At 68.1% G+C, this 19,225-nt stretch carries 19 protein-coding genes; 9 read left to right on the forward strand and 10 right to left on the reverse strand.

What is annotated here, in order from left to right; all coding sequences use genetic code 11:
- Positions 1 to 41 precede the first annotated feature (41 nt).
- Complete coding sequence (locus tag G3I17_RS06700; protein WP_164594983.1) at positions 42 to 272, forward strand: hypothetical protein; 231 nt, start codon at positions 42 to 44, stop codon at positions 270 to 272.
- A 39-nt stretch (positions 273 to 311) separates the two neighbouring features.
- Here G3I17_RS06700 and G3I17_RS06705 read toward each other — a convergent pair whose 3' ends face one another.
- Together G3I17_RS06705 and G3I17_RS06710 are read right to left on the reverse strand one after the other, a co-directional pair.
- Positions 312 to 1,139 carry an NAD(P)H-binding protein gene (locus G3I17_RS06705; RefSeq protein ID WP_164594984.1) on the reverse strand — a complete coding sequence of 276 codons (828 nt, stop codon included), beginning with the start codon at positions 1,137 to 1,139 and terminating at the stop codon, positions 312 to 314.
- Positions 1,136 to 1,846: a 3-keto-5-aminohexanoate cleavage protein gene (locus G3I17_RS06710; protein ID WP_164594985.1), complete on the reverse strand. Its 711-nt coding sequence runs from the start codon at positions 1,844 to 1,846 to the stop codon at positions 1,136 to 1,138. The genes G3I17_RS06705 and G3I17_RS06710 overlap by 4 nt, the downstream gene beginning before the upstream one ends.
- 96 nt (positions 1,847 to 1,942) lie before the next feature.
- Here G3I17_RS06710 and G3I17_RS06715 point away from each other — a divergent pair, with 96 nt between their 5' ends.
- A complete protein-coding gene (locus tag G3I17_RS06715; protein ID WP_164594986.1) occupies positions 1,943 to 2,782 on the forward strand; it encodes a methyltransferase domain-containing protein in 840 nt (279 codons plus the stop codon).
- 8 nt (positions 2,783 to 2,790) lie between these two features.
- A complete protein-coding gene (locus G3I17_RS06720; protein ID WP_164594987.1) occupies positions 2,791 to 3,933 on the forward strand; it encodes a lipase family protein in 1,143 nt (380 codons plus the stop codon).
- On the opposite strand, the gene G3I17_RS06725 is transcribed toward G3I17_RS06720, so the two are convergent.
- From G3I17_RS06725 to G3I17_RS06735, 3 genes are all read right to left on the reverse strand, one after another.
- Positions 3,930 to 5,159 (reverse strand): aminoglycoside phosphotransferase family protein, encoded by a 1,230-nt coding sequence (locus G3I17_RS06725; protein WP_164594988.1) that lies wholly within the window; start codon positions 5,157 to 5,159, stop codon positions 3,930 to 3,932. The two genes, G3I17_RS06720 and G3I17_RS06725, sit on opposite strands and share 4 nt — an antisense overlap.
- A complete protein-coding gene (tyrS, locus tag G3I17_RS06730; RefSeq protein ID WP_164594989.1) occupies positions 5,152 to 6,360 on the reverse strand; it encodes a tyrosine--tRNA ligase in 1,209 nt (402 codons plus the stop codon). The genes G3I17_RS06725 and tyrS overlap by 8 nt, the downstream gene beginning before the upstream one ends.
- 159 nt (positions 6,361 to 6,519) lie before the next feature.
- On the reverse strand, positions 6,520 to 7,614 hold the full coding sequence (locus G3I17_RS06735) for a phosphotransferase (protein ID WP_164594990.1): 1,095 nt from the start codon (positions 7,612 to 7,614) through the stop codon (positions 6,520 to 6,522).
- Positions 7,615 to 7,690: 76 nt separating this feature from the next.
- Here G3I17_RS06735 and idi point away from each other — a divergent pair, with 76 nt between their 5' ends.
- Positions 7,691 to 8,281: an isopentenyl-diphosphate Delta-isomerase gene (idi, locus tag G3I17_RS06740; RefSeq protein ID WP_164594991.1), complete on the forward strand. Its 591-nt coding sequence runs from the start codon at positions 7,691 to 7,693 to the stop codon at positions 8,279 to 8,281.
- A gap of 66 nt (positions 8,282 to 8,347) precedes the next feature.
- A complete protein-coding gene (locus G3I17_RS06745) occupies positions 8,348 to 8,905 on the forward strand; it encodes a sigma-70 family RNA polymerase sigma factor (RefSeq protein WP_164594992.1) in 558 nt (185 codons plus the stop codon).
- Between the two features lie 19 nt (positions 8,906 to 8,924).
- Here G3I17_RS06745 and G3I17_RS06750 read toward each other — a convergent pair whose 3' ends face one another.
- Positions 8,925 to 9,920, reverse strand: a complete 996-nt coding sequence (locus G3I17_RS06750; RefSeq protein WP_164594993.1) for a 2-dehydropantoate 2-reductase — start codon at positions 9,918 to 9,920, stop codon at positions 8,925 to 8,927.
- 39 nt (positions 9,921 to 9,959) lie between these two features.
- Entirely contained in the window at positions 9,960 to 10,427 is a 468-nt protein-coding gene (locus G3I17_RS06755) for a MarR family winged helix-turn-helix transcriptional regulator (protein WP_164594994.1), read from the reverse strand.
- 78 nt (positions 10,428 to 10,505) lie between these two features.
- On the opposite strand from G3I17_RS06755, the gene G3I17_RS06760 reads away from it, so the two are divergent.
- Complete coding sequence (locus G3I17_RS06760; protein WP_164594995.1) at positions 10,506 to 11,474, forward strand: methyltransferase; 969 nt, start codon at positions 10,506 to 10,508, stop codon at positions 11,472 to 11,474.
- Here G3I17_RS06760 and G3I17_RS06765 read toward each other — a convergent pair.
- Positions 11,451 to 12,125, reverse strand: coding sequence for a TetR/AcrR family transcriptional regulator (locus tag G3I17_RS06765; RefSeq protein WP_164594996.1), 675 nt, complete (start codon positions 12,123 to 12,125; stop codon positions 11,451 to 11,453). The two genes, G3I17_RS06760 and G3I17_RS06765, sit on opposite strands and share 24 nt — an antisense overlap.
- A gap of 82 nt (positions 12,126 to 12,207) precedes the next feature.
- Between G3I17_RS06765 and G3I17_RS06770 the strand changes: the two genes are divergently transcribed.
- Together G3I17_RS06770 and G3I17_RS06775 are read left to right on the forward strand one after the other, a co-directional pair.
- The gene (locus G3I17_RS06770; RefSeq protein ID WP_164594997.1) at positions 12,208 to 12,642 is read left to right on the forward strand and encodes a VOC family protein; all 435 of its coding nucleotides are present in this window, start codon (positions 12,208 to 12,210) and stop codon (positions 12,640 to 12,642) included.
- Entirely contained in the window at positions 12,639 to 14,681 is a 2,043-nt protein-coding gene (locus G3I17_RS06775; RefSeq protein WP_164594998.1) for a LuxR family transcriptional regulator, read from the forward strand. The genes G3I17_RS06770 and G3I17_RS06775 overlap by 4 nt, the downstream gene beginning before the upstream one ends.
- 26 nt (positions 14,682 to 14,707) lie before the next feature.
- On the opposite strand, the gene G3I17_RS06780 is transcribed toward G3I17_RS06775, so the two are convergent.
- Positions 14,708 to 15,775, reverse strand: a complete 1,068-nt coding sequence (locus G3I17_RS06780) for a peptidoglycan recognition family protein (protein ID WP_164594999.1) — start codon at positions 15,773 to 15,775, stop codon at positions 14,708 to 14,710.
- Complete coding sequence (locus G3I17_RS06785; RefSeq protein ID WP_164595000.1) at positions 15,775 to 16,233, reverse strand: DUF3574 domain-containing protein; 459 nt, start codon at positions 16,231 to 16,233, stop codon at positions 15,775 to 15,777. Before G3I17_RS06785 ends, G3I17_RS06780 begins: the two co-directional genes overlap by 1 nt.
- A 121-nt stretch (positions 16,234 to 16,354) precedes the next feature.
- Between G3I17_RS06785 and G3I17_RS06790 the strand changes: the two genes are divergently transcribed.
- On the forward strand, positions 16,355 to 19,180 hold the full coding sequence (locus G3I17_RS06790) for a BTAD domain-containing putative transcriptional regulator (RefSeq protein WP_164595001.1): 2,826 nt from the start codon (positions 16,355 to 16,357) through the stop codon (positions 19,178 to 19,180).
- Positions 19,181 to 19,225 lie beyond the last annotated feature (45 nt).

The following is a 19,225-nucleotide window of genomic DNA, read 5'->3' on the forward strand; positions in this document are numbered from 1 at the left end:
ACCGTTTGCGCGCCCGGGGAAAGTAAGAGCACGCTAGGGGCATGACGAAGCCGGCCACGCTTGGTGCCGAGAGCTCCGCCCCTCCCGTTGCGCAGTACCCGCACTCCAGAGACGACTGCGCCGAATGCCACGGTCATGATGCGGACGTGGTCGCGCTCTGGCCCAACCACGAGGCGCGCTGGTGCCACCGCTGCACCGGCGTCGCACTCGCCCTGGTGGTCAACCTCGGCTACGAGGTCACCGTCCGCTCCCTCGACCGCGTCGACGTTTAGCCCGTAGCCCCGCCTGAGCCCCTCGCTGTAGGCCTTCGGTCAGCCGAACAGTCCCGCGTTCTCCCGGGCCCATTCCTGCAGGGTCCGGGCCGGGTGACCGGTCACTTTCTCGACGGTGTCCGTCACGGTCGTCTCGTCGATGATCCCGTCGCCGAAGAACGCCTCGATCGCCTCCGCGTACTGGGCCGGCATCGACCCGAACAGCTCCTCGTGCGTCTCCGCCCGGCTCAGCTCGTCGGCCCGCAACGGCCGTCCGATCGCCTCGGCCACGATCGCCAACTGCTCCGCCGGCCGCAGCGCCACGGGACCGCTCAGCCGGTACGCCGTCCGCGCGTGCCCGTCCGTGGTCAGCGCGGCGACCGTCACGTCGGCGATGTCGTCCGGGTGGATCGTCGAGATCGGTACCTCGGGGAACTGCAACCGGACCACCTCACCCGCTTCGAGCTGGTCGAGCCAGCGCAGGGTGTTCGACATGAACGAGTTCGGCCGCAGGAACGTCCACTCCAGCCCGGACTCCCGGACAGCGGTCTCGGCAGCACCGTGGTACTGCGCGATCGCGTTGTCTGTATCCGTGCCGACCACCGAGCTGCTCGACAACAGAACAGCTCGGCGTACACCGGCCTCTACTGCGTTGGCCAGCAACTCGTCCATCCGCTCGTACCCACTGAGCAGGAACAGCCCGCTGACCCCATCAAACGTCTCGACAAAGGTGTCCGGCCGATTGAGATCACCAACCACAGCCTCAACCCCCGCGGGCAACTCCACCGCCTTCCGCACAAGCGCCTTGGCCGGAACCCCCTTCGCGACCAGCGCGCGAACCACCGCTCCACCCGCATTACCCGTCGCCCCGGTTACCAGAATCGTCACGCGCTCCCCCTCATCAAAGCGACCAGTTGGCCGTTGTCGGTGACGCCGGCCCCGTTCGGCCCGGTCAGCATGTCCTCAAACCCGGCCCGCAGCCCGTAGCCGCGCGAACGCGCCCACTCCAGTACAGGCCAGGCCCACTCGGCCTCCCCATGAACCACCAACTCGAAGCCCGCCGGAAGTACCGCGAGCGTCGCCTTGGCTGCCGCGACTCCGTCCTGGCCGGGCGAGATCCCCGGCAACGCCTCGACCAGCACGCGGACGACCGGTCCGCGCCAGGCGAGGAACTTCCGGGCGGCGTCGGGGGTGAACAGTCCGGCCTCGATCCCGATCCCTCGCTCGATCAGCAACTCGGCGACCCGCTCCGCGCCTTCCTCGTGCCAGTTGACGCTCGCGAAGTCCGGCCCCGCTTCCCACTCACCGAGGAGGGCCAGCCGTGTCTCCAGGTCGGGCTCGATCTCTTCCCGAGTCGCCACACCGAGCGCCAGCCCAGGACACCGAGCCCGTACTGCCTCCACCGCCGGTCGCACATCGGACCATCGCAAGCTCTCCCGCTCGTCCGCCCCGCGCGGATGGAAATGCACCGCGACGGCACCCGCCTCGGCAGCCCCGTCCGCGGCGAGCGCGATCTCCGCCGGAGTCACCGGTACGGCGGGGTGCTCGGCGCGCGAGCGGGCGCCGTTCAGGCAGGACTTCAGGGTTGGTTTCATCGGCGCCCACATTGCCAGACGAAAGGGTGATCCCGAACCGGATCGGCGGCGTACTGGGTGCAGAACTGGGTGCATTTTCAGCAGGAGGGAACCAGTATGTCTGTCCAGATCGATCCGGCCAACGCGGATCAACTGCGTGCTTGGGACACCGGCGAGGGGGTGTTCTGGGCTGAGGAAGCCGATCTGTTCGAGCATGCGTTGCATCGGTACGACGAGGCGCTGCTGCGGCAGGCGGGGATCCAGGACGGCGACAGGGTGCTCGACGTCGGTTGCGGTACGGGGAGCGTCACCGAAGCAGCAGTGCGGTTGGCCGGCTCCGGTACTGCGCTCGGTGTCGACCTGTCGTCACCGATGCTCGCGATCGCGGCACTGTCGGCGGCGGGGTCGGAGAATCTCGCGTACGTGCAGGCTGACGCTCAGGTCCACCCGTTCGCCGACGGGGAGTTCGACGTCGTTCTCAGCCGGACCGGGACGATGTTCTTCGCCGACCAGGTCGCCGCCTTCAAGAACCTCAGACGGGCGACCCGGCCCGGTGGACGGCTCGCGCTGCTCAGCTGGCGATCGGCCGCGGAGAACGAGTGGTTCTTGTCGTTGACGACGGCTCTGAGGGCGGGCCGCGAACTGCCGTCGCCGCCTCCGGGTGCGCCCGGGCCGTTCTCGCAGGCCGATCCCTCGGCTGTTGCGGAGGTGCTGACCGAGGCCGGTTTCGCCAAGCCCGGGTTCGAGGCGCTGGACGAGCCGATGTACTTCGGCCCTGATGTTCCCGCCGCCGAGCAGTTCGTGCTCGGCGTACTGGGGTGGCTGCTCGTCGGGCTGGACGACGAAACGCGCACGCGGGCGCTCGAGGCGTTGCGTGCGGATCTGGAAGCTCATCAAACCGCCGGGGGAGTCGCCTATGCGTCCTCTGCCTGGCTGATCGGGAGTCGAGCGGTATGAATCGGGAAATGAAGAGTGGACGGCGGCTGGCGCGGATCGCGGGAGCCGTCTTGCTGGCCGCAGTACTGGTCACCGGGTTGGCGTCGACCGCCGATGCGGATGGCTATCGCCCACCCGGCAAGGTGGTGAAGATCGAGCAGTTGCCCGAGAGCTTGAGGCTGCCCGGGGCGGCGAAGGCTCAACGCCTGTACTACACGTCGACCGGCTTCGACGGTCGTCCGACGGTCGTGTCAGGTGCGCTGTTCGTGCCGCCGGGCAAGGCGCCGAAGGGCGGTTGGCCGGTGCTCAGCTGGGCGCACGGCACCGTCGGCATCGCGGACAACTGCGCGAACTCGGTCAACGGCCGGTCGCAGCGCGACGTCGACTACCTGACCAGCTGGATCGCGGCCGGCTATGCGATCGTCGCCTCCGACTACGAAGGCCTCGGTACGCCGGGCACGCACCCGTATGTGAACGGCAAGTCCGAGGCCTATGGGCTGATCGACATCGTCCGGGCCGGACGCCAGGCCGACAAGTCGCTCGGGCGGAGGTGGGTCGCATCCGGTCAGTCGCAGGGTGCGCAGGCGGTGTTGTTCGCCGGTGCGTTGCAGGACAGGTACGCGCCGGAGCTGGACTACCGCGGCACGATCTCGACCGCGCCGATCTCCCAATGGCGGATGACCTTCGCCGCGGTCCACCCGTTCACCGCGGACACCCCCGCGAACCCCTTCGTCATCCTCCTGCTGGCCGGCACCAAGGCGTCCCACCCGCACAGCTTCGCCCCTGGCCGTTATCTGACGGACTTCGGTAAAGACCTGTACCAGAAGGCGATCACCACCGAGTGCTACACCGCCATCGCCCAGCTGGCCGCAGGTAAGAAGAGCCAAGACCTCTACGACGTGGACACTCCCGAGGCCGAACGCCTCCTGTCCCTCTTGGTCGCCGACGCCGAGATACCGGTGGAGCACCACGCCGAACCGATCTTCCTCGCCCAGGGCACTGCCGACACAGTCGTCTACGCTCCGGCCACCACCACGACCGCCGACAAATTACGTGCTGCAGGCAACAATCTCACCTACAACATCTACCCAGGTATCGACCACAACGGACTGATGGGCGCAGCCAAGGCCGAGATCCTTGCCTGGACTGCCGCCCGCTTCCAGCACGACTAGATACCTGCTGCGAGGACGGCGGCGCGGATCTCGTCCGTCGGGTCGCTCTCGTGGTAGATGCGCTCGCTCGGCTCGATGTTGTCGAGGAAGCGTTGGTAGGTGAGGGCTCCGAGTACGTGGATGAGGATGCTGATCGGAGGGAGAGCACGGAGGGGGTCGCTGCCTGGTAGGTGTTGTTGCCAGGCAGCGACCCACGTTTGGATCGCCAGGTCGCGCTTCTCCTCCGGGAGCCAGTTGGCCAGGCGTTGGAGGTCGGTGGCGGGGTGGCCGAGGTAGCTGTCGGCCCAGTCGACGATGACCCGGTCAGTACCGTCCGAGCGCCAGTTGCCGGGGTGGAAATCGCCGTGGACCAGGGTGTTCGGGAGGCCGGCTGCTTTCAGGTCGGAGATGATGCCGGGGAGTTGGTCGCGTAGTACGTGGGCCTTCGCCAGTTCCGCGGGCGAGAGGCGCTCGCTCACTTCACCTGCCAGTAAGCGATCCAGCTCCGCCGGCAGATCCTCCGGGAGGAGCTTGGGGACGCGCAGTTCGTCGCCCGCGATGGACGCCTGTACTGCGACCCAGCGGCTGACGACGTCTTGCACGGTCGCCGGATCTGGTGTCCAGCAGTCGATTCCGGGCGCATGCGCAAGCAGCGACCATCGGTTCTCGAGGTCGACCCCGAGAACGGCCGGCGCGAGCGCGACGTCGTACTGGTGGACGTGGTTGATGACGTCGGCATCGACACTGCAGAAGCGACCGGTCGCCTTCGCCCACGCGCCACCGCCTGCCGCAGGCAACTGGATCAGGCAGGAGAGGTTCCAGGTTTTGAACTGCATCGGCTTGCCCACATCGGCGCTTCCGATGATGCCGGTCGCCCAGTCCACGATTCGTTGCGGGCCGTCGATCTCGGCCCAGGTGGCACGCAGAGGATGCGGCTTGATGATGTCCGGCCAGTCGGGACGCGGCGTCAGATCGAGTACGCCGGGACGCGGCTCGCCCGCCGCCTGGACGTGGAACACGACTCGCCCGCCGCGCATCGTCCACGCGCTGTCGGCGGATACCAGGCGCAGTACGAACGTCGGTACTCCGAGCAGTTCGTCGAGGTGCCGGGTGATGCCCTCGACCTCCGACCACCACGGCCGGTCCACCTCGAAGGCCGGCACCATTCCGGCGTACCGGTCCCCGACGCTGACGAGCGCCTCCACGGTCATGGTCTCGGGCAGTGGCTCAGACAGTGGCTCAGACACGGGCCCGGACGATCCGGTGGAAGGTGCGGGCGCCGGAGCGGAGGGTGAGGGCCCGGTCGAGGAGGACGCGTCGGTCATGGCTGAGCACTTTCTGATCGTCGATCGAGACAGCTCCCTGGTGGATCAGGCGGCGGAGTTCGGAGTTGCTCAGCTCAGGACGCGCGGCCTGCAGCAACTCCAGAACGGTTGGTTGCGACGTCTCCACTGTCACCTCCGGAAGGTCGGTCGGGATGCTGCGATGGCTGAACTGCTCGGCGAACGCCACCCGTTCGGCCTTGGCGACGTTCGCGCCGTGGTAGCGGGTCACCACCGCGGCGGCTAGCTTCAGCTTGGCGTCGCGGGCCGCCGGACCGCCGTGCGCGACGGCCTCGCCGAGCGCGGCGACGACGTCCGGCGGAAGTTCGGTGTAGACGTGTGCGTAGGTCTGGACAAGGGGGTCCGGCAGGCTCATCAGCTTGCCGAACTTGTCCTTCGGAGTATCCGTCAAAGCGATGTAGTTGTTGAGTGATTTAGATTGCTTCGGCCCGCCGTCGATCCCCGGCGTGATCGTCGTGATGACGACTGCCTGCGACGGAGCGCCCAGCCGCTGCTGGAAGTGCCGGCCGAGCTGCTCGTTGAAGAGCTGGTCCGACCCGACGATGGTGAGATCGCTGTCCATCGCGAAGCTGTCGTAGCCCTGCAGTACCGGGTAGATCAGTTCGTGCAGCGCGATCTCCCGCCCAGCGGCGACCCGATCGCGGAACATGTCCCGCGCCATCAGCTGCGCCTGCGTGACCTGGCTGAACAACCCGAGCAGGGTCGCGACCTCCATCGAGCCGTACCACTCGGAGTTCCGGCGTACTTCGAAGAGCTCCGGCTCGGTCCGCAGAACGAGTGAGACCTGGTCGAGGAACGACGCCGCATTCGCTTCGATCTGCGCGGGCGTGAGCGTCGGGCGCGTCTCGGAGCGGCCGGTCGGGTCGCCGATCCTGGTGGTCAGGTCGCCGAGCAGGAAGACCACCTGGTGACCGAGGTCCTGCAACTGGCGCATCATCCACAGGTTGACGGCGTGCCCCAGATGGAGATCGGGCGCGGTGCAGTCGACGCCGTACTTGATCCGCAGTTTGCGACCGGACGTGAGCCGCTCGATCAGGTCGTCCTCGCCGATGATCGCGTCGGTCGTCCGCCGCAGCCGCTCGAGCACGGCCGGTACTTCGTTCATGTGGTTCCTCTCAAGGGCGAAGAGGCACCCGGGTCAAGCGCCTCCGGCAACGGGAAGAGGCAGGAACCATGACGGTTCCTGCCTCGGAGGCTCTGGGCGAAGCGAACTACAGCAGGCCGGCTCGTCCCAGAGCCGGTCGATACTGCGCGAATCGCTTGATCACCTTTTGAGGCTAACAGCCCCGAGCTCGACCAGGTACCGAGTTAGTTCCAGTCGCTGATCCACCAGCCGGGCCAGCTCGTCCGTCACCGGTTCGGCCAGCCGGTCCAGCGGCAACGACATGAACGCGTTCCGAAGGACCAGTGCGCCGTCCAGACCGGCCCGTACTTCGTCCTCGCTGATGTTGCCACGGCCTTCTGCCACCAGGCCGGCGTGATAGCGGGGGATCACCAGCTCACGCAGCTCGGCCAGCTCGTCGACCGAGAGGTCACCGGAGTGCGCGCGACCGATCAGCAGCTGCCCGAGATCATCGCCGGCGGCGACGAACCCGCTCAGCGACCAGTCGATCCCGACGAAGGTGTCCGGGGCATCGGCCGGTACGAGCAGGTTCTGCGGGCAGGCGTCCCCGTGGCTCATCAGCTGCGGGCGCTGCGCGAGTTCGTGCAGCGACTGCGGGATCCGGCCGGCCAGCTCGATCAGGTCGTCGCGAAGCCGTGACCCGGCCAGGAGCGGATGCTTCCAGGTCTGCGGAGCGAGCAGCGGCGGCAGCGCGAACTGCTCGACGAAGCCAGTGACCATCAGCCTGGTCAACCGCCCGGGCGACCGGTCGGCAGCGGGTGGCAACGCATCGTTCCTCGTCAGCCTGACGTTCAGGCGGCCGAGGAGTTCCGCGGCGCGTCCGTAGCGCTCGCGGTCCCATGGCAGTTCCGTAGTACGGACGTCTTCGAGCACCATCACCAGGTGGTCGTCGTCCAGTAGGTCGACGCGGTACAGCGCCGGCAGGCGAAGTTCGGTGGGTAGCGAGTAGGTGAGGCCGTCCAGGTAGACGTCTGCTTCGTACCGCCAAAGGTCGCCCGCCAGTGCCATCGCCCGGAACTCGCCGGGCAGCAGGTCGAGCGGAGGCCACCGCTTGTACGACCGCAGCACCTTGACGAACCTCGAGTCATCGCCGAGCCGCAGCCGGTACAGGCCGGCGGTGGTCGGCGAGTTCGCCGCGTACTCGACCTCCTCGAGCGTCCATCCGGTCATGCCCCACCCAGGTAGCCGGCGGGCCAGGCGTTGCGTCAGCTCTGAATCCTTCGTGCTCCTCTTCACCTGACCTTTGTAGGTGGCGGGCAGGGGGCAGGGCATCGGTAGTGGTTGCCCATCTTGAAGCGGTTAGGCTCAACGGATGGAGACGGAGCGGGTGGTTCTGGTCGACGAGTCCGGCCGGGCGATCGGGACCGAGGACAAGGCGACGGTGCATCACGCCGAGACGCCGCTGCACCTCGCGTTCTCCAGCTACGTGTTCGATGCGCGTGGGCGGGTGCTGCTGACTCAGCGGGCGTTCTGCAAGCGCACCTGGCCGGGCGTGTGGACCAACAGTTGTTGTGGTCATCCGCTGCCGGGTGAGTCGCTGGAATCCGCCGTACGGCGTCGGCTGGCCGATGAGCTCGGGCTGGTCGCGGCCACGGTGGAGCTGGTACTTCCCGAGTTCCGGTATCGCGCGGAGATGCCCGACGGCATCGTCGAGAACGAGTTGTGCCCGGTGTTCCGCGTCACGGCTGCGGGGGAGCCGGTGGCCAACGAGACCGAGGTGGCGACGTACGAGTGGGTCGAGTGGTCGGAGGTCGCATTGCGGACCGATCTGTCGCCCTGGTGCGTACTGCAGTTGACCGAGCTGACCACGCTCGGGCCGCGACCGCTGGAGTGGCCGGTCGCCGATTCCGGGCGGCTGCCCGCGGCGGCCCAATTGGGCACCTCTGGGCAGGTTGATAGGTAGGGCTTACCGATGCCCCGGTAGGTGGTTCACCCGAACTCTGGAGAGGAGACCAGAGGAGGGTTAGGGATGACACCGGGGGACGCAGAGTCTTTGGGGGCACGGTTCCAGCGCGGGGAGGATGCCGCGCTGCACGAGATGTACCAGCAGTACGCAGGTCCGATGTTCGTGACCGCGATCAGCCTGCTCGGCGATCGCGAGCAGGCAGCGGACGCCGTCCAGCGCGCGTTCGTGCAGGCATGGCGGGCGGCCGACGGATTTGATCCTGAGCGCGAACTGAAGCCGTGGCTGTACGCGATCACGCGGCGCGCGGCTGTCGACGTGTATCGGCGCGAGCGGCGTACGGCGAATCAGGTATCGCTACAGGTGGTCCGCGAACTGTCGGACGAGGGACCGTCGATGGAGCGCATCTGGCGCTCCTGGCAGGTTCGTGACGCGGTCCGCCGACTCCGCGCGGAGGAGCGCGAAGTGCTGGAGTTGGCCTACTACCACGGCTACACCCAGACAGAGGTCGCAGCCGAACTCGGCCTGCCCCTCGGCACAGTCAAAAGCCGAACCGCCCGAGCCCAGCGCCGCCTGGCCGACCTGCTCTCCCACCTCCGCGAACCCACCGCCGTAGCGAGTTGAGGGACAGCTGAGAAGCGGTTCAGGCGGAGATGAGGCTGAGCAGTTCGGGGCCGGGGATCGCCGTGGATCGGCCGGTTTCGGCTGCTCGGATCAAATCGACCAGCTTGGTGTTGATCGGGGCGGTGCGACCCAGCGACTCGGCCAGGCGGATCACCTCGCCGTTCAGGTAGTCGATCTCGGTACGGCGGCCGGCCTGGAGGTCTTCCCACATCGAGGTGCGGGCGTGCGGGTCGATGGCGAGCATCTTGCTGGCCAGGCGCTTGAAGAGGAAGTCCGGTAGGCGCAGTACGGCCGGCATGCGGTGAGCTGGCAAGGCGGTGAGTTGGGCCGGGGTGATTCCGGCAGCCTTCAGGAGGGAGAGGGTCTCGCTCTGGGCGGCGGCCAGGCAGCGGCGGTAGGAGCGCTGGGCCAGTTCGTCGCGCAGGGGGAGATCGGACAGTGCGTTGACCGGGTTGTTGAGGTTGAGCAGCAGCTTCGCCCACTGGACCGGCAGGATCTCGTCGTGCTGCTTCAGCGGGAGCCCGGCCCGCTCGAAGGCCGCCTGATAAGGCGAAAGGGCAGCATTCTTCTGTACGTCGAGCGCGCCCTCGGTCCCTTGGTGGAACGCACCGCCACCGCGGTTGAGCACGCTGAACGGAACCATCCCGGTCAGCACGGTGTGCTCCGGCAACCGCTCCTGCAGCACCTCGCCGTTGCGGAGGCCGTTCTGGAAGCTCACCACCGTCGCCCCCGGCTTGAGCACCGCCTTGAGCTCCTCGGCGGCCGTCGCCGTACCGGCCGACTTCACCGTGACGAGCACGAGATCGGCCTCAGCAGCCGCAGCCGGCGTCGTCTCGTACCGAACAGCCGGTACTACGAGGTCCGCGCCGAGGTAGTCGGTCAGGTGCAGCCCATGCTCGGCCAGCTCACCGGCGAGCCGCTGCCGCCCGATGAACACAACCTCCGCTCCACCGGACACCAACCGCCCGCCGACATAACAGCCGATCCCACCCGCGCCATACACCGCAATCGTCACAACAACCGCCTCCTCCTCACCAAATCAGCCAGCCACCACTCATACAACCGGATCAACGCGGATCAAGGTTCGATCGGGCAGGGGTGTCGTCTCGCCGGTGAGTTGCTGGAGTATCGCCCACAGCTGGTCGAAGCGGTCGCGTCCGAGGTCGCGTTCCCAGTTGTCGAGTACGTCGGCGATCGCGTCGTGGAGTTGCCGCTCCAGCCTGCGGCCGGCCGTGGTCAGCCGGAGCCGGCGTGCCCTCGTGTCGGTCGGATCCGGCTGGCGCACCAGGTAGCCGTGCCGCTCCAGGTGCGTGACGAGCTCGTGCATCGACTGCTTCGTCATCCCGGCGTGCGCCGCGAGCTCGGCCGTGTGCGACCCGTCGATCCCACCGAACCTGAACAGCTGCACGTGAGCCGGCCGCAACGCGGGATGCCGTGGCCCTACCTCGGCCAGTACCGCCGCCAGCGCCTGGTCGAAGGCCACCCGCAGCAGCCCGAAGTACCGGGGGATCTCTGTTGACATGAAGGTCAGGCTACCTTACCGTCATGGTCAGGTAGCCTGACTCTAGGGGGAAGCGTGGTAACACCGAGGCAGCAGTTGATGGAGTACTTGACGGCGAAGTGGGTGCCGCCGGTGCTCGCCGCCCTGGCCGAGCTGGGCGTGGCCGACGAGCTCGCGGAGAAGCCTTGCGCGGTCGAAGACTTGGCGGAACGGGTCGGCGCGCAACCGCGACCGCTCTACCGGCTGCTGCGTGCGGCGGCGAGTGTCGGCGTGTTCCGCGAGAACGCCGATGGGCACTTCGAGCTGACGGAGACCGCGGAGCTGCTGCGTGCCGACGTGCCCGGCTCGTTGCGGTCGGCGGCGATGATGTTCGGCCTGGAGCCGTTCTGGTCGCCGTACGCGCAGATCGTGCATACCGCGCGGACGGGTGAGCCCGCGTTCGACCGGATCTACGGCAAGAGCATCTACCAATACCTGCAGGAGAATCCGGGTGAGGCGCAGATCTTCGGCGCCGCGGCGGCGGGCTTCCACGGCCAGGCGCTCGCGCCGATCGTCGCGTCCTACGACTTCTCGAAGTACGGCGAGGTCGTGGACGTCGGTGGTGGTTCGGGAGGTCTGCTCGTCGAGCTGCTCAAGGCCTATCCGGAGATGCGCGGCGTGCTGTTCGAGCTACCGGAGGTGCTCCCGGCGGCCGATGAGGTCTTCATCGCCAACGGTCTGCAAGGTCGGGTCGAATTGGTCGCCGGTGACTTCTTCGCGGAAGTCCCGCCCGCCGACGCCTATTTGATCAAGAGTTGCGTGCACAACTTCGACGACGAGCGCGCGATCGAGCTGCTCCGCGTACTACGGCGCGGTGGCGCGCCGGTGTTGCTGGTGGAGACGATGATCCCCGCGGGCAACGAGCCGCACTACTCGAAGTTCGACGATGTCGAGATGATGGTGATTGCCGGCGGCAACGACCGTACGGAGGTGGAGTGGGCGGCGCTGGTGGCCGCTGCCGGCTTCCGGCCCAGCCGGGTGGTCCGCTGTGACGATCGGTTCTCCCTACTGGAGGCGATCCCCGCCTGAGTCGGAGTCGGCCTGGCCGATCAAGAGGTCGGTGAGGGTGTTGCCGAGCCAGGTTTCGTACTGGTCCCAGGTCCAGCCGCGTTCGTTGACCAGGCGGTGGGCCAGGTCGGAGCCGTTGATCGACCAGAGCTGGTCGGCCGCGGTGTCGGTGTCCAGGCCGGTGCGCAGGCCGAACTTCTCTGCGAGGCGCCCCGCCATGTAGTGGCAGCCGAACTCGAGCTCGGCGTCGAGGGTCTTCAGGTACTCCGTCAGATCCCGGTCGCCCGTCGCTGCCTGGGCGCGGGCCATCCGGATCAACGGCGTGGTCCGCTCGGAGATCTGCCGGGCCAGTGAGGCGTACAGCAGGAGGCATTGCCGCGGATCGGTGGCGGCCCCGATCGCCTGGTAGACCGGCCGGTCGACCATCGGGATCGGCTCGTCGTCGCCGGCCAGTGCGACGTCGTACACCGCCTTCAGGACGGCGGGCTTGCCGCCGATCACGTTGTAGACCGTCTGCACGCTCACGCCGGCCTCCGTGGCGATCGCCGCCAGCGTCGTCCCGAGATACCCACGATCGAGGAACAGCGCCCCGGCGGCGGTCAGGATCCGGGTGCGCGCGAGCTCGGTCTGCTCGCCGCGCAGGGCGCTGGAGTAGCGGCGCTTCTCGGTCACGGTGACAAACTCCTTGACAGTTCGTTGGAATCAGCTTCAAACTAATTGCATGTAGTTCAACTCTACGATTTCGGGGGACCGGATGAAAGCCGAACTGGACGGGATCTTCGCGGTGAAGCTCCCGGTGAAGGACCTGGCGCTGAGCCGGGAGTGGTACGAGAAGGTATTCGAGCTGACCCAGCTCTTCGAGTTCCCGGACGAGGACGGGGTGGTCCGGGGAGTCGCGTACGAGCTGGCCGGGCTGGGCGACTCCGGCTTCGCGCTGCGGGAGCGGCCTGACATCGCAGGGCTGTCCGGGTTCGACCCGGTGCTGTTCGGCATCAAGGATAAGGAAGCGGCCGACGCCTGGCAGGACCACCTGACGGACCTGGGCATCAAGTACGAACTGGTCCTGGCCACGATCGGCTGGCTGGTCATCTTCCACGACCCCGACGGCCTGGAGATCCACCTCTACAGCCGCGCGGGCCACGGCGAAGAGATGGCTGGTACGCCAGGCCGCGGCCGAGCCGTGGCATGAACCCCCGAAACGTGGTGCGGGCTGCTGCTGAGCGGGCGTTGGGCGGGACCGGAGCTGTGCTGCTGGTCACCGGCGAGAGCGGGCTCGGCAAGACCAGTCTGCTGCGGGCCTTCGCGGCCGAGTTGGAGGGGAGCGGGCCGCCGGAGCAGCATGCTCGTCGGCTGGGTGGGGAGTTCCGGGTGCTGGCGGGGGCTTGTGACGATGTGGCCGAGCCGCCGCGGTTGGGGCCGTTGCGGGAAGCGGGTTGGCCGGTCGACCTGGGCTACCAGGAATCGCTGGCTCGGTTGGGGGAGTCACCGACGGCGTTGCTGATCGATGATCTCCAGTGGGCCGACGACGCCACGCTCGACCTCCTCGGGTATCTGGCTCGCCGCGTCGCCGGCCACCCGCTGGTCGTAGTACTGACCATGGCTGACGACAGTCGGCTGCCTGAACGTCTGCATCGCTGGCTCGGGGGACTGGCGACCGCAGGTGCCCGAAGGTTGCCGTTGGCACCTTTGGGGCTCGACGAGGTCCGTCGGCGGGTCGCCGGTTCCGAGGCGGAGCAGCTGTATGCGTTGACGGGTGGGAATCCTTTCTACCTGTCGGCGATGCTCGCTGCGCCCGGTTCCGGCGTACCGGACGTGATCCGCGACGCAGTACTGGCCAAGACCGCGCGACTGTCTGACGAATGCCGGTCGGTCGTCGAGCAGTTGGCCGTGGTGCCGGGGACGATCGACCTGACGTTGGCCGAGCAGTTGACCGGTGGCGATGCGGAGTTGCTGGCCGAGGCCGAGCAGTACGGGGTGCTGGAGGCGCGGCACGAGGGAATCGGCTTCCGGCACGAGATCGTCAGGCTGGCGATCGAGCAGGGGATACCGAGGCTGGCGCGACGGGCGTTGCATCGCCGCGCGCTCGACGTACAGGCACAGGAAAGCGACCGGTACCTGGCCAGGCTCGCGCATCATGCGATCGCGTCCGGTGAGGCAGCGGCGGTTGCGCTGTATGCGCCTCGAGCCGGTCAGCAGGCGGCCGCGGCCGGTGCGCGGGACGAGGCTTTGCGGATGTTCGAGGCTGCCTGGAAGCTCGGCGTGTTACCGGCTGAGTTCGCTGGTCAGTATGCGTGGGAGCTCTTCAACGCGTTCCGCTTCAGCGAGGCGGTCGCGGCAGGACTGCCGACCGAGCTCCACTACTTCGCGGACGCGTCGGCGGATCGCATCGACCCGCTCGAAACGCTGTACCACGAGCTGCGCTGGGACGAGCTGGATCGTCTTGCGACCCCTGACAACCTTCCGGACCAGCACCGGCTGGAGATAATTCGTTGCCTGGTGCAACTATGTCGAGGCGACTGGGCTGCGGCCGAGGCAACCCTCGCCGCAATGCGACCCGGCGCAGGCAACTACCTCCAGGCACGCATCGAACCTCTCGCGGCCCGCATCCTCGTACGCCGGGGAGCCACGGCCAACCCGCAAGGCGTGCCGTCGTACGCGGTGCCGGCCCTGATCGAGCAGGCATTTCTCACTGGAGATGTCGACCGGGTCGCGGCCCTGCGCGACGAGTGGCGTGAGCTGGAGTCGACACCGGTCTGGCCCGAGATCCACCGGTACTGCGTCCGCGCGGGCCTGGAGCCGGCGACCGGCGACTGGGCGAGTGCGGCGCAGGAGTGGGCGCGGCTGGGCGACACCTATGAGCAAGCCTTGGAGCTGGCCAGGTCTGGTGAGACTGAGCCGACCCTGGAGGCGTTGCGGTTGCTCGACGAGTTGGGCGCGCGCCCGGCTGCCGAACTGGTTCGCAGAAAGCTTCGGAAGCTGGGGCTGCGAGTCGTTCCGCGTGGACCGGCGCCGGCGACCCGTGCCAACCCCATCGGCCTGACCGCCAGGCAGGCCGACGTATTGGAACTGATCGCCGAAGGCCTGACCAATGCCGAGATCGCCGAGAAGCTCGTGCTCTCGGTCCGCACAGTCGACCATCACGTCTCGGCCATCCTCAACCGTCTCAACGTCTCGACCCGCCGCGAAGCAGCGGCCGCCACAGCCTGCGCAGAACGGACCGTCGCCTGAGTCGGCGACGGTCCGCGCTGGATCGTTCAGCCATCAGTTGCTAGGAGCAACCTTTGGACGTCGGTGCGGACTTCGGGGAGATGGGGATAGAAGGAGTCGCCCGGGCAGGCCGTCGCTGACCAGTTGCGGTGGCCCGCGATCGCCGGCACGGTTCGCGTCGCACCGCTGATCGGGTTGACGTAGTTCACCTGGCCGAGCGGATCGACCCCCGTCGATCCGGCCAGCGCGGCCAGTACCCGGACCAGACTCGCTCGGGCCGCCGGAGTCGGCAGCGAATCGGTGAAGTCACCGAGCAGCGAGACGCCGACGTTACCCGCGTTGAAGCCGCCGACATGGGCGCCGTTGCACATCCGCGGCCCGTCGCCGAGCCGTCCGTGGAAGATTGGCACCGGGTCCGGTCCGGAGTACCGGCCCTCGTAGACCGTGCCGTTCTGGTCGATCAGTAGGTGGTATCCGATGTCGCCGAAGTCCTGGCTGACCGTGTGGAAGAAGTAGATCGCCCGGACGGTCGAGGGCGGGTCGGGGTCGAGGTTCGCCGTCACCGTGTGGTGCACGGTGAGCGTCTGGACGCCGAAGTAGGCCTGCGGGAAGATCTCGCTGCCGTCCGGGGCGAACCGCAGCTCCTCGTCCGCACCCCACCCCGCCCGGCTGACGAACCGGAAACCCCGCAGTTGCCTGCTCTCGGCCGGCTGCGCGACGATCGGGCCGTCGGTGGTGTTGATCGCGACCGTCTGGACGTCGACGGCTCCGGGCGGCGGGGTCAGCTGGTAGCCGACGGCTCCGCCCGCCGGCAGGAGCGCAGTACGGCGGCCGCTGTTGGATGGATCGCCTGGCCTCAACGGCAGCCACGGACCCCAACCCGTCCGGACCCGCCGGAGCCGGAACGACCCGCCGAGCCGAGGGCCGCTCCAACTGACGCCGAGATGGCCGATCGGGAAGTCCGGCGTGGCGAGCAGCCGGCCGGTCCCGGAGAAGGCAGCGAGCGTCTCCGGGATGCCCGCCTCGGCCGGCGGCGCCCCGAACGCCGAACCGGGCGAGGACGCGGCGCCGGCAGCCCCGGCGGCGAGCAGCACTCGGCGACGTGTCATGGTCATCAGAACGAGACCAGGTCGCGGCTGTCCGCTCGCAACACCGACTCCTGCTCGAACAGCTTCTTGTACGACGCGCGGATCTCCTCGATCTCGCGGTTCGCCGTCTGATCGATGACCGGGTAGAGAAGGATCAGCACGAACGACCTCTCCTCGATCGGGCCGGTCGAGCCGAGGAACTGGCCCTTGCCGGTCAGCTGGGTCAGGCCGTCGGGGAAGCGGGGCGTGACGATCTGGTCGACGAACCGGTCGAACTGGGCCGGGCTCACCTGGCCTCTGGGTTTCTGCGACCCGAAGTACAGCTCGGTCCGGAGAAAGGTGGTGCCGGGCGCGCGGTGCAGGGCGGCGACCTCGCTGACCGCGCTGGTGGGCGGGCTGAGCTGCGAGTTGGCCGGAGCGGTGGTCAGGCCGACGGCGGCGACGAGCACTCCGCCGGCGAGCAACCGGGGAAGAAACTTGGGCATCTGACTGCATCCTTTGCATTCGTTGGTCTCGTAACCTTCCGCGACCACCCAGGTGCGGGACATCGGTAACCACTGCCTAAATCCCCACCACCCCTGCCCACTGATCGCTTAGGCTGACCAGATGGCGGAGGGACATCTCCCCGTCCGGCTGTCCAGTTTCATTGGGCGGGAGTCCGAGCTGGCCGAGCTCGTGGATCTGGTCCGCAGGCACCGGCTGGTGACGCTGACCGGACCGGGAGGCGGCGGAAAGACCAGGCTGGCGTTGACGCTGGCCGATCGCCTGCGCCCGGCGTACGACGACCGGGTCCGCTGGGCCGGGCTGGCCGACCTGACCGGACCAGCCGCTGTACTGTCCGCCGTCGCCGATGCGCTGGAGTTGCCCGAGGCAACCGAGCAGGCGATCACCGGAAGGCTGGCCGGACAGCCGATCCTGCTGGTGGTCGACAACTGTGAGCACCTGCTCGACCCGGTCGCGCGCCTGATCCGGCGCTTGCTGCGGGCCTGCCCCGAACTGACCGTGCTGGCGACCAGCCAGCAGCCGCTCGGCAATCCCGGCGAGCTCGTCTTCGCCGTACCGCCGCTGGGGGCCGAGGCCGGGACGCTGTTCGTGGAACGCGCCCGCGCCGCGTCGTACGGGTTCGAGCAGACCGACGCGAACGCAGCCGACATCGCGCTGATCTGCCAACGGCTTGACGGTGTCCCGCTCGCGATCGAGCTGGCGGCCGCCTGGGTGCCCGCGTTGTCGCCGGCCCAGATCGCGCACCGACTGGATGACAGCCTACGCGTGCTGACCGGCGGTGATCGCGAGGCGATGCCGCGGCACCGAACCCTGCGCGGCGCGCTCGACTGGAGCTGGAACCTGCTGGCCGAGCCGGAGCAATCCCTGCTCGCCCAGCTAGCAGTCTTTCCCGGCGGCTTCACGGTCGACGCCGTCGAAGCGGTGGCCGATCTGGGCGAGGCGGATGTGCTGCATTCGCTGTCCCAGTTGGTGAATCGGTCGCTGGTGATGGTCCAGCAGGGCGACGAGGTGCGGTATCGGTTGCTGCAGACCGTTCGCCAGTACGCCGCGGAGCAGTTGGCCGGCGACACCGGGCCGGCGCGCCGTCAGGCGCAGTACGTGCTGGAGCTGACCGAGCAGGCAGCGGGCAAGCTGGAAGGCGAGGAGCAGCAGGAGTGGCTGGATCTGCTCGGTCTCGAACGGCAGAACATCTGGGCTGCTCATCGGTGGTTCCTCCAGAGCGGTGAGGTCGAGTCCGTCGCCAGGCTGGCGGTCGGAGTCTGGTGGGCGTGCTACCTCCTCGGCCGATACGGCGAAGTGCGCGAGTGGCTCGAGGAGGTCCTCCGGCTGCCCGCGGAGTTGCCGATCACGGTGCGGGCCGAGGTGCTGGTCGCGGCCGGGACGCTGGCGCACCTGCAAGGCGACGCGGCGCACGCCGAACGACGGTTGCGCGCGGGCTTCGCGGCGTACCGGGAAGCTGGCGATCCTGCGGTCGAGGCGATGGAGCTGCACTGGCTCGGTGGGGTGGCGATGCGCCGCGGGGAGTACGACGAAGCGCGGCGGATCGGGGAGCGGTGTCTGGAGCTCTGGCGCTCTATCGGCAACGAAGCGAAGTACTCCAGGGCCCTTGATTACCAGGGGATGCGGGAGCTGCTGGCAGGTGAGCTGGATCATGCCGAAGAGCTGGTTCGGGAGGCGCGGGCGCGGTACGACAACGATGGGGACAGTGAGGGGTTCGGCTGGGCGACGATGCTGCTGGGCGGCGTCGCGCACTATCGGGGTGAGCGGCAGGTCGCGCGGGCGTTGCTGACCGAGGCGCGCGAGCGGAGTGAGACGACTCGGCAGCTGACGACGCTGGCCTGGTCGTTGCAGTTGCTCGGCGCTGAGGCGTTGCGGGACCGGGAGCTCGATGAGGCCGACCGGTTGCTCGACCAGAGTCTGCGGCTGCACAACGACGCCGGGAATCGGTGGCGGGTTGCGAGTTCGCTCGAGGGGCTCGCTGGTGTGGCGGTTGCCCGGTCGGAGGTTCAGCGGGCGGTTCGGTTGGTGGCGCACGCGGCGCTGATCCGCGAGCGGCTCGGCGTACCGGTTCCGGCGGTCGAGCGAGCTGACGTGTCGGCGGTGATCGAGGCAGCGCGCGAGGCGGTACCGCCGGCGGAGTACCGGGGGTTCTGGGCGGAGGGGGAGATGGTCACCCTGGAGAAGCTGCTCGGTGAGGAGCCGACCGCACGCCCGGCGGCCGCACCGCTGACGATCGCTGAGTCGCGGGTGGAGCCGTTGCGGATCGTCGCGCTCGGCGGTTCCGAAGTACGGCGGAACGAGGCCGTGCTGGACGCTGCCGACTGGGGGTATGCGAAGCCGCGCGAGCTGTTCTTCTACCTGCTGGGGTCGGGACCGGTCCGCAAGGACCAGATCGGCGCCGAGCTCTGGCCGGACGCCTCGGCGACCTCCCTTCGCAACAGCTTCCACAGCTGCCTGCACCAGCTCCGGCGGACGCTCGGCCGGCCGGACTGGGTGACGTTCCGGCGCGGGCGGTACGAGTTCAACCACTCGCTGGACCACACGTACGACGTCACAACCTTCGAAACCACCACCGACCTGCAGCAGGCCATCGACCTGTACCAGGGCGAATACCTAGCCGACCTCGGCGGCTCCCTCTGGATCGAAACCCGCCGCCAATCCCTCCACCAACGCTTCGAACAGGCCTTGTTCCAGCTGGCCCAAACTCACACCTCCGCAGGACACACTGCGGAAGCCATCACCCTCTACGAACTGGCCATCACCCACGACCCCCTCCTGGAATCCGCCCACCGAGCCCTGATCGAACTCCACCTCACCGCCGGCAACAGAGCCCAAGCAGTCCGCCAGTACAACCTCCTAGCCACCCACCTGGCCGACGAGCTCGACACGGTTCCGTCCGCTCAGACGACCGCACTGATCCGTCCCTAGCAGTTCCCACAGCAGTGCCCTGGAGGGTTTGGGGTGGGGAAGATT

Origin of the sequence: Streptomyces sp. SID13031, assembly GCF_010548305.1 — a bacterium.
In the GTDB taxonomy this organism is placed as follows: domain Bacteria; phylum Actinomycetota; class Actinomycetes; order Propionibacteriales; family Kribbellaceae; genus Kribbella.

Bases quoted from the DNA above. Each gene is read 5' to 3' on its own strand.
- G3I17_RS06755 (WP_164594994.1), bottom strand. From the start codon at position 10,427: ATGTCAACAGAGATCCCCCGGTACTTCGGGCTGCTGCGGGTGGCCTTC.
- G3I17_RS06790 (WP_164595001.1), top strand. From the start codon at position 16,355: ATGGCGGAGGGACATCTCCCCGTCCGGCTGTCCAGTTTCATTGGGCGG.
- G3I17_RS06720 (WP_164594987.1), top strand. From the start codon at position 2,791: ATGAAGAGTGGACGGCGGCTGGCGCGGATCGCGGGAGCCGTCTTGCTG.
- G3I17_RS06785 (WP_164595000.1), bottom strand. From the start codon at position 16,233: ATGCCCAAGTTTCTTCCCCGGTTGCTCGCCGGCGGAGTGCTCGTCGCC.
- G3I17_RS06780 (WP_164594999.1), bottom strand. From the start codon at position 15,775: ATGACCATGACACGTCGCCGAGTGCTGCTCGCCGCCGGGGCTGCCGGC.
- G3I17_RS06775 (WP_164594998.1), top strand. From the start codon at position 12,639: ATGAACCCCCGAAACGTGGTGCGGGCTGCTGCTGAGCGGGCGTTGGGC.
- G3I17_RS06715 (WP_164594986.1), top strand. From the start codon at position 1,943: ATGTCTGTCCAGATCGATCCGGCCAACGCGGATCAACTGCGTGCTTGG.
- idi (WP_164594991.1), top strand. From the start codon at position 7,691: ATGGAGACGGAGCGGGTGGTTCTGGTCGACGAGTCCGGCCGGGCGATC.
- G3I17_RS06760 (WP_164594995.1), top strand. From the start codon at position 10,506: ATGGAGTACTTGACGGCGAAGTGGGTGCCGCCGGTGCTCGCCGCCCTG.
- tyrS (WP_164594989.1), bottom strand. From the start codon at position 6,360: ATGAACGAAGTACCGGCCGTGCTCGAGCGGCTGCGGCGGACGACCGAC.
- G3I17_RS06710 (WP_164594985.1), bottom strand. From the start codon at position 1,846: ATGAAACCAACCCTGAAGTCCTGCCTGAACGGCGCCCGCTCGCGCGCC.
- G3I17_RS06700 (WP_164594983.1), top strand. From the start codon at position 42: ATGACGAAGCCGGCCACGCTTGGTGCCGAGAGCTCCGCCCCTCCCGTT.
- G3I17_RS06770 (WP_164594997.1), top strand. From the start codon at position 12,208: ATGAAAGCCGAACTGGACGGGATCTTCGCGGTGAAGCTCCCGGTGAAG.
- G3I17_RS06745 (WP_164594992.1), top strand. From the start codon at position 8,348: ATGACACCGGGGGACGCAGAGTCTTTGGGGGCACGGTTCCAGCGCGGG.